The following is a 14678-nucleotide window of genomic DNA, read 5'->3' as shown; positions in this document are numbered from 1 at the left end:
TTTGAGGATGCAAAAATAAAGGTTAAGGGAATCCTTAACCTTAAATAATGACCAAATTTTTGAATTTTTTATAATTATGTAAAAATAATTGCATCTACAATTCCTCCCACGATCGCAATGATAATTGCCAAAACTACTGAAGGCCAGAAACCGTGAGTTTTAAAATCCTTACTCATTTTATCTGCAATCTCAATAACGATTGCATAAGCTATGGTCCTGGTAATGAACCCCACGCCTAAAAAATAGAAAATTCCCAGGGTAGCAATATTTAGAATCGCGGTTAAAAGCCAGCTTAATAGAAAGCTTAAAACTCCAATAATAAGGGCAACAATAATGGCTGTTTTAAACCCTTTCAATTCTACGCTACTCATGAATTTAGCAGCTACAAGAAGGACAACTGCATCAACAAGAATATGGATAATCCACTGCATCATAACTTTAAATTTTTGGTGTTAGTCTATTCTAAGATAAACAAAGAATTCAATATTTCAGAAAAAATTATTGCCTTCTTGCCTGCATGGAGCTGGGTTTACGATTCATCCAAACTTCCCACAAAGCTTTTACATTGGCAAGTTTTTCCCGGTGCCTTAGCTTGTTTTCCGTGGTATATTTGCTCCCCTTAGCTACAAAGCCTTTATAATCCATATCTAATTTTCGGGCTATGAATACAGCCCTGGGTAAATGGAATTCCTGGGTTACCACTACCGCATCTTTAATATTAAATACCCTTCCCGCTCGATACATGGAATCATAGGTGTCTAACCCGGCGTGATCTTTTTTTATTTTGGACTTCTCAATACCGTTTTCTTCAAGGTAATTAACCATGGCCGCCACTTCATTATAATTATCAGTTCTATGATCACCGGTAACCAGAAACCTTTTCACCTTATTGTTTTTGAAAAGTTTTATTGCAGTGTCCATACGGTCTTTAAGAATGGGGGAAAGTTTCCCGTCTGAATGGACACTCGCGCCAAGTATGATCACAGTTTCGGTATTGGGAAGTTCGCTTATTTCGCTATAGATGTAAGGTTTGGTTTCGGTTTTAAAAACCGATTCAATGTAGAGTACCAGAACCACTAAGAGGATTAATCCCAGAATAGAAGCAAAAAGAAATTTTTTAAGCCGCTTCATTAAGATTGACGAATTTCAAATCGAATATAACTATTTTTATTGACCTATAATATTATTTTATACAGGAAAGACGGGCGAAACATGAACATTCTCTACCTTTGCAACATACCAATTTCAGTATGAATAATCTAAAAGCTCTGAACTGGCGCTATGCCGCTAAAAAATTCGACCGGGAAAAGATCCTGTCTGATGAAAAGCTAAATATCCTGAAAGAATCTTTCAATTTAACGGCAACTTCTTATGGATTGCAGCCTCTTAAAATGCTTGTGATTTCCAATAAAGAACTTCAGGCGAAATTGCGGAAACATAGTATGGATCAGCAACAGGTAGACAGCGCCTCCCATTTATTGATTATTTGTATTGAAAAGGATGTGGATGAAATTTTTATTCGGAATTATTTTGAAAGGGTAAAACATATCCGCGAAACACCAGAAGAGATTATAAAACCATTTCAGGAATATTTAGTAGAGGATTTTAGAACAAAGGCTAAGATTGAAATTGAAGCCTGGGCCATAAATCAGGCATATCTTGCCCTGGGAACCCTGCTTACGGTTTGTGCTACTGAAGAAATTGACTCCTGTCCCATGGAAGGTTTTGAACCTGAAAAATATGAGGCAGAATTAAATTTACAAGCGAAAAATCTCAAGCCAGTGTTAGTGTTACCAGTAGGTTACCGGGCAGGAGATGATATATTTTCAGAATTTAAAAAAGTGCGCAGACCTTTGGAAGAGGTGATTATCCAAATCGATTAATAATTTACGTATTCCGTGATTTCCAGTCCGTAGCCAATCATTCCCACACGTTTCGTTTGCTGGCTGTTGGAGAGCAACCTAATTTTATGAATTTCCAGGTCATGTAAAATTTGTGCACCAATACCAAAGTCTTTATGATCCATATTGATGGGCGGTGCTTTAACCTCTCCTTTTTTCTGACTTATTTTCAATTCGCTTAAACGGTTAATAAGATTTAAAGACTGGTTTGCAGGATTTATAAATACAATCGCGCCGCGACCTTCATCACTCACTGTTTTAAACATATTATTCAGCTTGCCGTCTGGATTATTGGTTAGCGTGCCTAAAATATCATTATTGACCAACGTGGAATTTACACGTACCAAAACCTCTTCATCCTTTTTCCAGGAGCCTTTGGTTAAGGCTATATGCACCTGTTTATTGGTTGTTTGCTCGTAAGCCCTCAACCTAAACCTTCCAAACCTTGTTTCAAGTTCGAAATCTTCTTTTTTCTGGATTAAAGAATCATGTTGCATTCTATATGCCACCAGATCTTCAATAGAAACGATCTTGAGGTCAAACTTTTTAGCAACCTTCATAAGCTGAGGTAGCCTGGCCATTGTTCCATCTTCATTCATGATCTCTACAATTACACCTGCAGGTTCGTAACCGGCAAGTCTTGCGAAATCGATAGCAGCTTCCGTATGTCCGGTTCTCCTTAAAACTCCGCCTTCTTTCGCTTTCAGCGGAAAGATATGTCCGGGACGATAAAGATCATGTGGTTTGGTAGAAGGATCTATTAAAGATTTTACGGTTTTTGCCCTGTCACTCGCTGAAATTCCTGTAGTGACCCCATTACCCCGAAGATCGACAGAAATAGTGAATGCGGTCTCCATAGGATCGGTATTATTACCTACCATCATCTCAAGTTTCAACTCTTTGCAACGAGCCTCGGTTAAAGGTGCGCAAATGAGTCCGCGGCCGTGAGTGGCCATAAAATTGATCATTTCCGGGGTAACTTTTTCCGCAGCTGCTAAAAAATCGCCTTCATTTTCACGATCAAAATCATCTACAACAATTATTACCTTCCCGGCACGAATATCATCTATTGCTTCCTGAATGGTATTTAACTGAAATATTGGATCGCTTTCTTTTACCTGAGCCATACTATTAGTTTGGGCTGCAAAGGTATTTATTCTGAACCACTTTTACGGAGCTTCCCGGCTCCTTTTTTAAATAGGTTCCTAATGGGATCGAGAATACTGTCGAATATAAATAACCCCTGGTCTGTAGTGGCCCTGTAGGTTAAAAAGACTCCTAAAGGTAACATGATCCAGGTGGAAATCCAGGTGGCGATAAACGGGCTTATACTACCGTCTTCCGCAGAGTTTTTGGCGAAGATCCCAATGAAATGATAGGTAAGGAATATTAAGATAGCAACAACAATGGGAAGACCCAAACCACCTTTTCTAATAATTGCCCCCAGGGGGGCTCCCACAAAAAACAGCACAATACAGGCAATAGATAAAACATACTTTTCGTGTAAGGCAATTTCAAATTTATTGATCTGCTTAATATTTAACCTAAATTCCTGGGTTTTCATATCCAGCTGCGCTTTAACGGTGTTCACAGAGCCCATGGCCCTGCTTGCGATCTGGGCGGCATCGCTCGCATTAAAATAATCGATGATACTTTCCTGTTTTTCCATAACCGTATCTCTTGGGTTTGAATCCAAAGTAAGCGCAGGAATTCCGGAACGAGCTACCATGTTATCTTTAAAAATATGCATTTGGGTATTATAATTCCTGGAAAATGAATCGATGCTTTTGCTTAACTCGCCAATTCGAAGCATCCCGTGTGCGGAACTATATGACTCTTCCTCGAGATCTACATTATTAAATTCTGAAAGGTCTATATTGATCACATATTCATCAAAATAACTTTTGGTAAAAGGTTTTCTTTTTCTTTTCCGATAATCACTCGGCTGGATTTCATCGTAATAATTACCTTTTTTTAGGATTAAAGAAAGCACTTCAGAATCTGTGCTTCCCACCAGTTCACCTTCTTCGGCTTTAATTACCGTAGTATTTCCACCATTTGCTGTCTTCTGATGAATAATTACATTATCAAGGTATTGATCATTTTCACCAGATTTTTTATCAACTTTTATGTTGAATTCACCAATATCATTAAAGGTCCCTTCAGTGATGGCCATAGCGGGTTTCAACTGGGCTATATTCTTCCGAAGGTTTATAGATTTAAATTCCGCTGCGGGAATCACATTATTGGCAAAGAAAAAGGCTACAAGGCTTACAAATACAATAAAAATAGTGAGCCCGCCCATGGCACGTTGCAATGAAATCCCAGAGGACTTCATGGCCGCAAATTCATAATTTTCAGCCAAGGAGCCGAAAACCATGATAGAGGTAAGCAGGATAGTGAGTGGTAAAACCAGAGGAACTAACTTGGGGGAGAAGTAAAGCAAAAATTTAAAAATTACTTCGGCATCCAGATCTTTACCGGCAAGTTCACCTATATACAACCAAATGGTTTGGAGCACAAAGATGAACATGAGGATGATAAAGACCGAAAAAAATGTTTTTAAAAAACTGGTTAGTATGTACCGGTCAAGTATTTTCAAGTTAATCTAATCTATTGATGTAATAGTCGCTGTAACGATCTTCGTTAAAGGTAAACATGTTTTTCGCAAGAGGTTGATCGGTTTTAAAACTTTTTACGGTAATGGTAATTTTTGTACCATTATCCTGAGTCTGGATGAGGTTATAAATATGCTTGGTTTGTTTATCGATTCCCAGAAGAATATTTTTAATCTCAGCGTTGCTATCAATCGGGGTCAATTTCACGTATTGGATTTCACGACCCTTTACATTTTGCGTAATATCCATTACATAGTTATAACCTTCTTCATAGAAACTGAACATTTTTGAAGGGGTGATGCTGTTTGCATCTTCTTCCACATAATTAGAAATATTGATCTCTTCGTCTTCAGGAATTATAGTGTAGATCTTTTTACCATCAAACATTTGCGTGGTACCCATAAGGTTCAGCACATATTTGTTTCCCTGAATAGTAACATCCCCACGAGTTTCCTGACTTACAGCTTCCGCTACATTTTCCAGGGAATATTTAAACTCTATCATCATATTATCGTAGGTCTTCACTTTGGAAGATACCTCATTCAGCAATTGCTTGGCTTTTTGGGAATTCTGAGCCGGCATATTCAGTGAAAAAGTTGCTAAAAATATTAGTACTAATTTTTTCATTTTAAGATTTTAGTTGTTTGGTGCTTCATTTAAAAGTTGATCTAAAGCTGCCATGTCGCTTATTAAAACCTGTCTTGCCTTGCTTCCTTCAAATTGGCCAACAATGCCTGCGGCTTCTAACTGGTCGATAATCCTTCCTGCACGGTTATATCCCAGTTTCAATTTACGTTGAAGCAGTGATGCAGAACCTTGTTGTGCGATCACAATAACTTCAGCAGCTTCACGGAACAACTTGTCCCGCTCGCTCACATCTATATCAAGTCCTGTGCCACTACCTTCCTCTCCTTCATATTCCGGTAAAAGATACGCATCGGGATAAGCCTTTTGCGAACCAATAAATTCGGTAATCTTATCCACTTCAGGAGTATCCACAAATGCACACTGCAGTCGTTTCAATTCATTTCCCTGGGTGAATAACATATCCCCACGACCAATGAGCTGATCGGCCCCCTGATTATCCAATATGGTCCTGGAATCTATTTTAGAGGTTACCCTGAAGGCCACACGAGCGGGGAAGTTAGCTTTAATGATACCTGTAATGACGTTCACCGAAGGCCTTTGCGTAGCGATGATCAAATGGATTCCAATAGCCCGGGCTAATTGCGCCAACCTGGCAATGGGCGTTTCCACCTCTTTCCCGGCGGTCATGATCAAATCTGCAAATTCGTCTACCACAAGTACGATATAAGGCAGAAATTTATGCCCGTCATTGGGATTCAGTTTTCGTGCCTTGAATTTTACATTGTATTCCTTAATGTTACGACACATAGCATTTTTCAACAGGTCGTAACGGTCATCCATTTCAATACAAAGGGAATTTAGCGTATTGATCACCTTGTTATTATCGGTAATAATCGCTTCTTCCGTATCCGGAAGTTTGGCCAGATAATGCCTTTCAATTTTGTTGAACAGTGTAAGCTCCACCTTTTTTGGATCTACCAGGACAAATTTCACTTCCGCCGGGTGTTTGCAGTATAAAAGCGAAGTAAGGATAGCATTTAAACCTACAGATTTCCCCTGACCGGTAGCCCCGGCCATAAGCATATGCGGCATTTTCGCGAGATCTACCACAAAAGTTTCATTGCTGATTGTTTTCCCCAGCGCCAGGGGAAGTTCCATTTCAGCATTTTGGAATTTAGGGGAAGCGATTACCGAGCGCATGGATACGATGGAAGCGTTTTTGTTGGGAACTTCAATACCAATGGTTCCTTTGCCAGGAATTGGTGCGATAATCCGAATGCCCAAAGCTGAAAGGGATAAAGCGATATCATCTTCCAGATTTTTAATTTTTGAGATCCTGATCCCCGCTTCCGGCACAATTTCGTAAAGGGTTACAGTTGGCCCAACAGTCGCCTTAATTTGGGCAATTTCGATCTTATAATTTTTCAGGGTATTTACGATCCGGTTCTTGTTTTCTTCAAGTTCCGCCTGGTCGATGGTAATCGTACCACCGTAATCCTTTAAAAGGTCGATAGTGGGAAATTTGTATTTTTTAAGTTCCAGGGTTGGATCGAATTCTCCAAAATCCTTGACCAGTTTTTTACTTAAATGATCTTCCTCTTCTTCTTCCAGGGCAGCTTCAACTTCCATGGAAACATCATCTTCCTCTTCGTTTGAAATAATTGTTGGAGTAGGGGAAGGAGTTGGTTTTTCCGATTTCGGGGTGCTTTCAAAAGATGTTTCTACAAATTTTTCTTCCGTAGCTTTTGCTGAAACTGTTTCTTTTTTCCAGTCCAGTTCTTCATCGGTTTCTGAAATTTGAATCTCTTCTTCCCGCTTTGCCCGCGCAGCATCAAGTTCTGCTTTACTTTTTCTGAAATAATCCCCAATCATTTCAGGGGTCACTTTCAACCGGATCACCAGGTAGATGATAAAGAGGAACGTTAAGAGGAGAACTGTCCCGAAGAAGCCGAGGTAATCCTGGAGATAATCGTTTGTTTCGTAACCAATCTTTCCTCCTAAAAGCGCGTTTTCTTCAGCAAAGAACCCAAAAAAGATGGAAAGCCAGATCATGACCAGGGCTCCCCAAAACCAAAATTTTCTGAGGTTTGATGATTTATATCCAAAGAACATATAAACCCCGCTCAAAAAGACCAGAAATGCCACAATAAAGGCTGCTATCCCAAAGCCATCAGTAATAAAAAAATTGCTGATTACCACTCCGAATTTACTCAACCAGTTCTTGGTTTCCAGATCGCGGTTGCCAACATCAAACAAGGTGCTTTGATCTGCCTGCCAGGTGAAAAGGAAAGAAATAAAAGAAACAATAATCGCCAGGCCAAATAGCATCAAAAAACTTCCGAAAACTACTTTTTGCTGCCGGTTGAGCTTAAAAGATAACTTGGTAGGTTTTTTAGTAGGTTTTTTTGTTTTAGCTTTTTTCTTAGCCATAAGAGGGTTCAGCGATTTTGGCAAAAGTACAAATAAGGGAGTTTCAATTTAAGGAAAAAAATCCTGAATTTCAGAAACCTTTAAAACTCTTGATTATCCAACGGATACCTGTAATTATTTCTTTAAAAATGCAATTAGCGGTGAGATAAATTGCTGAAAAGATTCTATATGTGGTAGATGCCCTGTATCTGGAATTTCAACTAATTGAGAATTCGGGATTTTTGCAGCGGTCTCTTTTCCTAATTGAGCATATAATCCCATGCCTGCTTTAATTTCTTCAGACACCAGATTTTTACCCAGAGCTGTCCTATCGCGGGTTCCAATAATGAGCAAAGTAGGGGCCTCTACTTTATTAAATTCATAAAGCACGGGTTGCGTCAAGATCATATCATAGGTGAGTGCGGCATTCCAGGCAATTTTTGGATATTCTTCATTTAGCGTCCATCCGGCCAATAATTTTGCCCATTTCGCGTATTCTTCATTCCATTCACCATCATAATAGCTTTCCTGCTGATATTTTTTGATTCCCTCAAAATCCTTTTGCAATTCCTGTGTATACCAGTCATGGATGCTTACGTATGGTATTTTTAGTTTCCAGTCTTCAAGGCCAATGGGATTTTCCAGAATAAGATTTTCAGTAATTTCGGGATACATAAGTACAAAACGCGTTGCGAGCATTCCACCCATGGAATGACCCAGAACGTTTATTTTTTCTATACCTAAAGTGTCAATCAGCTTTTTCGTGTTTAAGGCTAATTGCTGAAAACTGTATTGAAAATGGGCTGGTTTTGATGATTTACCAAATCCAATTTGATCTGGAACTAAAACAGCAAAACCTTCATCTTTTAGTGCATTGATTGTTGTTTCCCAATATGCCCCATTAAAGTTTTTACCGTGAAGGAGCAAAACAGTTTTTCCGTTAGAATTTTCAGGCTGAATATACATATAAGCCATTTCCAGTTCTTGTTTTTGTTCATTAAGATTTATGAAGCGAACCGTAAATGGGTATTCATAATTTTCTAAGCAAATATTCAGGTTTTTAGGTTGGTCCTGCGCATTTATTTGGATTCCAAATACCAGGAACAATAATAAGCTTAGTTTTTTCATGAGATATGTTTTTTTGCTTAAGGATTTTTAAATACCCGGGAAGATATAAGGATAATAGATGATGCAGCCTATGATAAAGGCGATAATTGCGGCAAAACAAACCCCACCCGCAGCGATGTCTTTAATATGGCCAATTTTACTGTGAAAGTCTGGATGGATAAAATCTGCCATGGCTTCGATGGCCGAGTTCAGGCCTTCAGCACTCATTACCAGGCCAATGGCCAAAAGCTGTAAAATCCATTCAGTTCCGGTAATTTCAAAATAAATACCCACGATCGTCATGATAATAGAGATCACAAACTGTACCTGGATACTGGCTTCATTTTTTAATAAAAGCCACGCACCCTTTAATGCATAGCCTCCTCCTCTAATTCTTTTTCCGAGGAAACTATCTCTCATTATAAAAGGGTTTTCAAAGCGGCAAGATAATCAGGTTCATCCTGAATTTTCGGAACCTGTTGGGAGTGAATTACATGACCATTTTCATCAAGGACTATCACCGCTCTGGATAATAGGCCTTCAAAAGCGCCATCCATCATTTCCACACCGTAATCTTTTCCAAAATTACGATCACGAAAATCTGAAAGATTTATCACGTTTTCCAGTCCTTCGTCATTAACGAAGCGTCTTTGCGCAAATGGAAGATCTCTGGAAATACATAAAACCACCGTATTATCCAGTGTTGATGCCTTTTCATTAAAGTTGCGTACCGAGGTAGCACATACTCCGGTGTCTATACTGGGGAAAATATTCATGATCACTCTTTTCCCTTTAAATTCTTCAAGAGTCGCGACTGAAAGATCAGACTTTATCAATTCGAAATGAGGTGCTTTTTCCTCCATTGCCGGAAGTTCGCCATACGTAGTTACCTGGTTACCTCCAAGGTCAATTTTTGCCATATCCAATCTTTTTTAAGAGATCATAAATTTATAAGATTGATGGCGTCTTATTACTAAAATTATCATAAAACAGAAGCGCCGATTTCACAAGAAATCGGCGCTTAGCTTTCTTTTTCAAATAAGTTTCTTATTTATCTATAGACCCCAAAACTTTTTGTACGAACGTATTGGCGGCATCCCTTTCCGGCATTCCATTTTCCACCATTTTATGAACTTCCACAGCACCGCAAATATTGGTTAAAAGTTCGCCAATCACATCCATTTCATCTTCTGAAACTGAACGGTGTTCCGTAAAACTCTCCAAAACTTCAATCGTATGCTCCAGTTTTTGGATATCATTATTTTTCTGAAGATGTCTAATTACTGGTAACTTCATCTACTAAATTCTTTAAGTGTTCAAACTTATTGGTTTGCACCTGGTTTTTAAAACTTCCGTTTTTAAAAGTGGCGAAGGTTGGTAAATTATCAACAGTTGCCATTTTTCTTGATTCCGGATATTTTTCAGCGTCCACTAAAATGAACTTTGCGTTTTCATTTTCTAAAGCCAGTTTTTTAAATTTTGGTTTCATCAAACGACAGTTTCCGCACCATCCGGCCATATATTGAACTACCACGGTGTCGTTGCTATTTACAATTTCACTCAGGTTGTCCTGTTCTAATTCCTTAATCATAGCAATTCTTATTTTAGTTTAAGCTTAGGTACGATGCAACACCGTCGCGGTTTGCCTCCATACCTTCTTTTCCTTCTTCCCAGTTTGCAGGACACACTTCACCTTTTTCCTGAACGTGTGTATAAGCATCGATCAATCTCAAAAATTCTTTTACATTTCTTCCAAGCGGCATATGGTTGATCCCTTCATGGAAAACTGTTCCTTCTTCATCGATTAAATAGGTAGCACGGTAAGTCACATTATCACCCTCTACAGTTATTGCTCCGGTCTCATCATCATAAGATTCGTTCATGATATCGAGGATATCAAGTCTTGAACTAAGATTTCTGTTGCTATCGGCAAGAATCGGATAGGTTACTCCTTCAATTCCGCCATTATCTTTGGGAGTGTTTAACCAAGCAAAATGCACTTCCGGAGTGTCACAGGAAGCACCTACAACCATCACGTTTCTTTTTTCAAACTCTTCAAGGGCAGATTGAAAAGCGTGAAGTTCAGTGGGGCAAACAAATGTGAAGTCTTTTGGATACCAGAACAACAATACTTTTTTATTGTTTTCCTGAGCTTCTTCCAAAATATTCATTTGAAAAGTATCACCCATTTCATTCATCGCATTTACGCTAAGATTTGGAAATTTTTTTCCTACTAAAGCCATATTTTTAAAGTTTTTATTATTTTAAATCAGTTCTAAATTAAGTACAAAGCTAATTATAACAAGGGCTTTCAGCAATAAAGTAAAATTTTAAAACTTTATGCTGCAATAGTTTTCTTTTATTAGGAAACAGATTAATAATAAATCTATCTTATAGTTGCCTGTCTGCTAATAATTTAATCAGAATAGTGTAGAATTCTTATTTTTCGGAATCTGCCAACATGCGAATTTTTATGCCGATGGCGGCAAAGAGAAGAGTCATTAAGGGGCTCACATAATTAAATACAGCGTAGGCGAAGTATTCAGAAACACTTACTCCTAAAACCCCACTTTGATATGCTCCACAGGTGTTCCAGGGAATTAAAACTGAAGTTACCGTCCCGCTATCTTCCAGGGTTCTGGAAAGATTTTCCGGGGCCAGGCCGCGATCTTCGTAGGCCTTTTTGAACATTTTCCCGGGAATTACAATGGCCAGATATTGATCTGAAGCAACGATGTTCAACCCAATACAACTCACTACGGTACTGGTAAATAAGCCGAAGATGGATTTAGCAAGTTTCAATAATTCTTTGGTGATCCTGGCAAGAGCGCCGATGCCATCCATAATTCCCCCAAAAATCATTGCTGATATAATTAAAAGTATGGTCCAAAGCATGCCCAGCATTCCTCCTGAAGAAAATAGATCATTAATACTGGCATTATCCGTTTCAATACTAACCTCAGAAAAAATAGCCTGCGCAATAGAACCCGCAGTAGAATCACCAATTAATGCAACAATTTCCGGTTGAAAAATCAAAGCACAAATAATGGCTGAAATTACACCCGCAGAGAGGGCTATTAGAGGTTTTGTTTTCAGAAGGATCAAAGCAATTACAATTACCGGCACAATGAATAACCATGGGGTAATATGAAAAGTAGTTTCAATTGTGTTTAAAAACCCTGCGATATCAGTCTTTCCAGCTACGTCTGTGGTGAAACTTAAAATTGCAAAAACGATGAGCGTTATAGTAATTGATGGTACGGTGGTGAGGGCCATATATTTTATATGGGTAAAAAGATCGGTTCCAGCCATGGCCGGTGCCAGGTTGGTGGTATCACTTAAAGGAGACATTTTATCCCCAAAATATGCTCCGGAGATTACTGCCCCGGCAACCATTCCGCCTGGAACTCCAATAGCACTTCCAATACCTACCAATGCAATCCCAACAGTTGCTGATGTTGTCCAGGAACTACCGGTGGCTATGGAAATTATGGCAGAAATCACTACTGAAGCTGGTAAAAATATCTCCGGACTCAAAACCTGTAAACCGTAATAAACCATCGCAGGTATCACCCCGCTAATTAGCCAGGAACCTGCAAGCGCGCCTACTAATAATAGGATTAAAATGGGTACAAAAACACTTTTTAAATTTTCCCAGACCTCTTCAGCCATGGTGGTAATGGTAGTTTTATTGCTTAAGCCAACAATCATTGCTACAAGCCCGCCCATTAAAAGAATCAACTGATTGCTATATTCTCCAAACCATTCGCCATCTTTAAAGAATATATTGTAGGCGAGCATTCCCATAAGTATCACTACAGGAATTAAAGCTTCCCAGATACTTAATTCCCTGTTCTCAACAATATGTTCATTTTCGGGGTGCGGTGAAGTAGCGTTTTTCATAAAACCTATTAAAAATTAAGACCTCACAGGTTTTTAAAATCTGTGAGGTCTGTTTATTTTAGAAACTTTATTTTTTTCATTTAAGTCATGTAATTTTACGACTTTAGGATTGAACCTGCAAAAAATTAGGCCATTTCCGTATTGAGAACCCCAACTTCAACCATACATTCTTTTATGATTTGGTAAGTTCTCGCGATATCATTATCCAAACCTATAGAAAAACGAATGAGGCCATTGCTTAGACCCATTAATTTTTGTTCTTCCTCCGGAATTTCAGAGGAAGTAGAACTTCCGGGTGCACTGAACAGGGTTTTATAAAATCCTAGGCTAACCGCAAGATATCCAAGGTTTTTCTTCTGCATTAATTCCATCAGTTCGTTAGCTTTATTCAAACTGCCTACATCAATCGTCAACATGCCGCCATAACCATAATCTTCATTCATCATTTCTGAAAATAATTCATTTCCCTGATGATTTTTTAATCCCGGATATACCGTTCTAAATCCATCTTCCTGAAATTTATGCGCTAGAAATAGCGCGTTATAGCTGTGTTGCTTCATGCGAATATGAAGCGTTCTCAAATTCTTTAAAACCGAAGCAGCTCTTAAACTATCCATCGTAGAACCTAAAAGCATGGCTGCACCATCATTAACATTCCTAAGGGCATTGATGAAATCATGACTACCACAAACCACACCTCCAACGGTATCACTACTTCCATTGATAAATTTGGTCAGGCTGTGAATCACTATATCGGCCCCCAATTTTATCGGACTAATAGACAATGGTGAAAAAGTATTGTCGACTACCAGTTTAAGATGTTGTTTTTTTGAAATTCTTGCAAGCGATTTGAGATCTGCAACTTCCAGTAAAGGATTGCTAAGACTTTCACAATAGATCGTTTTTGTGTTTTTCTGAATAGCAATTTCCACTGCTTCCAAATTGGTGATATCTACAAAGCTTGTTTGGATCCCGAATTGAACCGCAAAATTTTTCAGAAATGCATAGGTGCCACCATAAATAGTTCGGCTGCAAACGATATGGTCGCCGGCTTTGCACAATTGCAATAAAGTTGCCGTAATCGCCCCCATTCCTGAGGCGAAAACATTTGCTGCTTCGGTTCCTTCCATAGCTGCAAGCGCTTCTCCCAAATATAAATTTGAAGGTGAAGAGTGACGAGAATACAAATAACAACCTTCAGCATTTCCTTCAAAAGTGTCGAACATTGTTTTTGCGGAAAGAAAAGTATAGGTTGAGGAATCGGAAATGGATGGGTTTACACCCCCAAATTCTCCAAAATATTGAAGATCCTGAATTCTATCTGCCGGTTTATTTTTCATGAAAATCAATTTTAAGGTTTGATATCAAAATTTAGATTTTTTAGATTAAAAATCAAGGTATAAGGAAATATTTAGAAAATAAATCAGATATTAATCTTATAATTAGATTTTAAATCTATTTTATTAAATTTGAAACTGTTTTTGTAGATATATTTTAAGATGAAAATTGATAAACTGGACAAAGAAATCCTATCTCATTTACAAGTAGATAGTAAAAAGACAAATAAAGAGATTTCCAATCATTTGGGACTTTCGGTTACCGCGGTCTATGAAAGGATTCGGAAAATGGAAAGGCAGGGTATTATTTTAAAATATGTTGCCCTTTTAAATACCGAAATGGTAGAAAAGGATTTTATGGTTTTTTGCCAGATCAAACTGGTGCAACATAAAAAAGAGTTTCTTACCCGATTTGAAAAAGAGGTAAAAAGTTTGCCGGAAGTGATCGAATGCTTTCACGTAAGTGGCGATTACGATTACATTTTAAAAGTCCTGGTAAAAGACATGGATGCATTCCGTGAATTTATGGTCACAAAACTGACTACGCTTGATCATATTGGCAGTACCAAAAGCATTTTTACAATTAATAAAGTGAAACAGTCCACCCAAATTATACTGGAAGCTGGCAGCTAGAAGCTGGAAGAATAGATAAAAATTTATAAGTAAGGTTCCTGCGAAGGAGCAAAGCCAATGAAGTAGTCTCCGAATTCTAAACATAGGATTGCTTCGCTTTCTTATAATGGGTAGTATTTGATCCTTTTTGAAATTCAAAATTCAAACAGAGGATCCGATTTTCTGGACTAAGGAATGCTTTT

General features: G+C 38.3%; 16 protein-coding genes. 2 read left to right on the top strand and 14 right to left on the bottom strand.

Annotated elements, in window-relative coordinates; genetic code table 11:
• Positions 1 to 74 precede the first annotated feature (74 nt).
• Together DHD80_RS06535 and DHD80_RS06530 are read right to left on the bottom strand one after the other, a co-directional pair.
• A complete protein-coding gene (locus tag DHD80_RS06535) occupies positions 75 to 434 on the bottom strand; it encodes a phage holin family protein (protein WP_251740352.1) in 360 nt (119 codons plus the stop codon).
• A gap of 64 nt (positions 435 to 498) precedes the next feature.
• Entirely contained in the window at positions 499 to 1131 is a 633-nt protein-coding gene (locus DHD80_RS06530) for an ElyC/SanA/YdcF family protein (RefSeq protein WP_251740351.1), read from the bottom strand.
• A 119-nt stretch (positions 1132 to 1250) separates the two neighbouring features.
• Here DHD80_RS06530 and DHD80_RS06525 point away from each other — a divergent pair, with 119 nt between their 5' ends.
• A complete protein-coding gene (locus DHD80_RS06525; protein ID WP_251740350.1) occupies positions 1251 to 1883 on the top strand; it encodes an NAD(P)H-dependent oxidoreductase in 633 nt (210 codons plus the stop codon).
• On the opposite strand, the gene ribB is transcribed toward DHD80_RS06525, so the two are convergent.
• From ribB to DHD80_RS06465, 12 genes are all read right to left on the bottom strand, one after another.
• The gene (gene ribB, locus DHD80_RS06520) at positions 1880 to 3028 is read right to left on the bottom strand and encodes a 3,4-dihydroxy-2-butanone-4-phosphate synthase (protein ID WP_251740349.1); all 1149 of its coding nucleotides are present in this window, start codon (positions 3026 to 3028) and stop codon (positions 1880 to 1882) included. The two genes, DHD80_RS06525 and ribB, sit on opposite strands and share 4 nt — an antisense overlap.
• Before the next feature lie 26 nt (positions 3029 to 3054).
• Positions 3055 to 4503, bottom strand: coding sequence for an LptF/LptG family permease (locus tag DHD80_RS06515; RefSeq protein ID WP_251740348.1), 1449 nt, complete (start codon positions 4501 to 4503; stop codon positions 3055 to 3057).
• Position 4504: 1 nt separating this feature from the next.
• Complete coding sequence (locus tag DHD80_RS06510; protein ID WP_251740347.1) at positions 4505 to 5146, bottom strand: outer membrane lipoprotein carrier protein LolA; 642 nt, start codon at positions 5144 to 5146, stop codon at positions 4505 to 4507.
• Positions 5147 to 5155: 9 nt separating this feature from the next.
• The gene (locus tag DHD80_RS06505; RefSeq protein ID WP_251740346.1) at positions 5156 to 7537 is read right to left on the bottom strand and encodes a DNA translocase FtsK; all 2382 of its coding nucleotides are present in this window, start codon (positions 7535 to 7537) and stop codon (positions 5156 to 5158) included.
• Positions 7538 to 7651: 114 nt separating this feature from the next.
• Positions 7652 to 8644 carry an alpha/beta hydrolase gene (locus DHD80_RS06500; protein WP_251740345.1) on the bottom strand — a complete coding sequence of 331 codons (993 nt, stop codon included), beginning with the start codon at positions 8642 to 8644 and terminating at the stop codon, positions 7652 to 7654.
• Positions 8645 to 8671: 27 nt separating this feature from the next.
• Positions 8672 to 9043, bottom strand: coding sequence for a diacylglycerol kinase family protein (locus DHD80_RS06495; RefSeq protein WP_251740344.1), 372 nt, complete (start codon positions 9041 to 9043; stop codon positions 8672 to 8674).
• Positions 9043 to 9543: a thiol peroxidase gene (gene tpx, locus DHD80_RS06490; RefSeq protein ID WP_251740343.1), complete on the bottom strand. Its 501-nt coding sequence runs from the start codon at positions 9541 to 9543 to the stop codon at positions 9043 to 9045. The genes DHD80_RS06495 and tpx overlap by 1 nt, the downstream gene beginning before the upstream one ends.
• A gap of 127 nt (positions 9544 to 9670) precedes the next feature.
• The gene (locus DHD80_RS06485) at positions 9671 to 9919 is read right to left on the bottom strand and encodes a hypothetical protein (protein WP_251740342.1); all 249 of its coding nucleotides are present in this window, start codon (positions 9917 to 9919) and stop codon (positions 9671 to 9673) included.
• Positions 9900 to 10214, bottom strand: coding sequence for a thioredoxin family protein (locus DHD80_RS06480; RefSeq protein WP_251740341.1), 315 nt, complete (start codon positions 10212 to 10214; stop codon positions 9900 to 9902). The genes DHD80_RS06485 and DHD80_RS06480 overlap by 20 nt, the downstream gene beginning before the upstream one ends.
• A gap of 13 nt (positions 10215 to 10227) precedes the next feature.
• Complete coding sequence (locus DHD80_RS06475) at positions 10228 to 10866, bottom strand: peroxiredoxin (protein ID WP_251740340.1); 639 nt, start codon at positions 10864 to 10866, stop codon at positions 10228 to 10230.
• Between the two features lie 196 nt (positions 10867 to 11062).
• Positions 11063 to 12526: a Na+/H+ antiporter NhaC gene (nhaC, locus tag DHD80_RS06470; RefSeq protein WP_251740339.1), complete on the bottom strand. Its 1464-nt coding sequence runs from the start codon at positions 12524 to 12526 to the stop codon at positions 11063 to 11065.
• 125 nt (positions 12527 to 12651) lie between these two features.
• Entirely contained in the window at positions 12652 to 13866 is a 1215-nt protein-coding gene (locus DHD80_RS06465) for an aminotransferase class I/II-fold pyridoxal phosphate-dependent enzyme (RefSeq protein ID WP_251740338.1), read from the bottom strand.
• Positions 13867 to 14025: 159 nt separating this feature from the next.
• Between DHD80_RS06465 and DHD80_RS06460 the strand changes: the two genes are divergently transcribed.
• Positions 14026 to 14496 carry an Lrp/AsnC family transcriptional regulator gene (locus DHD80_RS06460; RefSeq protein ID WP_251740337.1) on the top strand — a complete coding sequence of 157 codons (471 nt, stop codon included), beginning with the start codon at positions 14026 to 14028 and terminating at the stop codon, positions 14494 to 14496.
• Positions 14497 to 14678 lie beyond the last annotated feature (182 nt).

The organism is Gramella sp. AN32, from assembly GCF_023718305.1.
GTDB lineage: Bacteria > Bacteroidota > Bacteroidia > Flavobacteriales > Flavobacteriaceae > Christiangramia > Christiangramia antarctica.
This window is presented reverse-complemented; position numbering and strand designations above follow the sequence as displayed.

Coding starts and splice junctions, on each gene's coding strand:
- DHD80_RS06530 (WP_251740351.1), bottom strand. CDS start 1,131: ATGAAGCGGCTTAAAAAATTTCTTTTTGCTTCTATTCTGGGATTAATC.
- DHD80_RS06505 (WP_251740346.1), bottom strand. CDS start 7,537: ATGGCTAAGAAAAAAGCTAAAACAAAAAAACCTACTAAAAAACCTACC.
- DHD80_RS06460 (WP_251740337.1), top strand. CDS start 14,026: ATGAAAATTGATAAACTGGACAAAGAAATCCTATCTCATTTACAAGTA.
- DHD80_RS06485 (WP_251740342.1), bottom strand. CDS start 9,919: ATGAAGTTACCAGTAATTAGACATCTTCAGAAAAATAATGATATCCAA.
- DHD80_RS06510 (WP_251740347.1), bottom strand. CDS start 5,146: ATGAAAAAATTAGTACTAATATTTTTAGCAACTTTTTCACTGAATATG.
- ribB (WP_251740349.1), bottom strand. CDS start 3,028: ATGGCTCAGGTAAAAGAAAGCGATCCAATATTTCAGTTAAATACCATT.
- DHD80_RS06535 (WP_251740352.1), bottom strand. CDS start 434: ATGATGCAGTGGATTATCCATATTCTTGTTGATGCAGTTGTCCTTCTT.
- DHD80_RS06525 (WP_251740350.1), top strand. CDS start 1,251: ATGAATAATCTAAAAGCTCTGAACTGGCGCTATGCCGCTAAAAAATTC.
- nhaC (WP_251740339.1), bottom strand. CDS start 12,526: ATGAAAAACGCTACTTCACCGCACCCCGAAAATGAACATATTGTTGAG.
- DHD80_RS06480 (WP_251740341.1), bottom strand. CDS start 10,214: ATGATTAAGGAATTAGAACAGGACAACCTGAGTGAAATTGTAAATAGC.
- DHD80_RS06495 (WP_251740344.1), bottom strand. CDS start 9,043: ATGAGAGATAGTTTCCTCGGAAAAAGAATTAGAGGAGGAGGCTATGCA.
- DHD80_RS06465 (WP_251740338.1), bottom strand. CDS start 13,866: ATGAAAAATAAACCGGCAGATAGAATTCAGGATCTTCAATATTTTGGA.
- DHD80_RS06500 (WP_251740345.1), bottom strand. CDS start 8,644: ATGAAAAAACTAAGCTTATTATTGTTCCTGGTATTTGGAATCCAAATA.
- tpx (WP_251740343.1), bottom strand. CDS start 9,543: ATGGCAAAAATTGACCTTGGAGGTAACCAGGTAACTACGTATGGCGAA.
- DHD80_RS06475 (WP_251740340.1), bottom strand. CDS start 10,866: ATGGCTTTAGTAGGAAAAAAATTTCCAAATCTTAGCGTAAATGCGATG.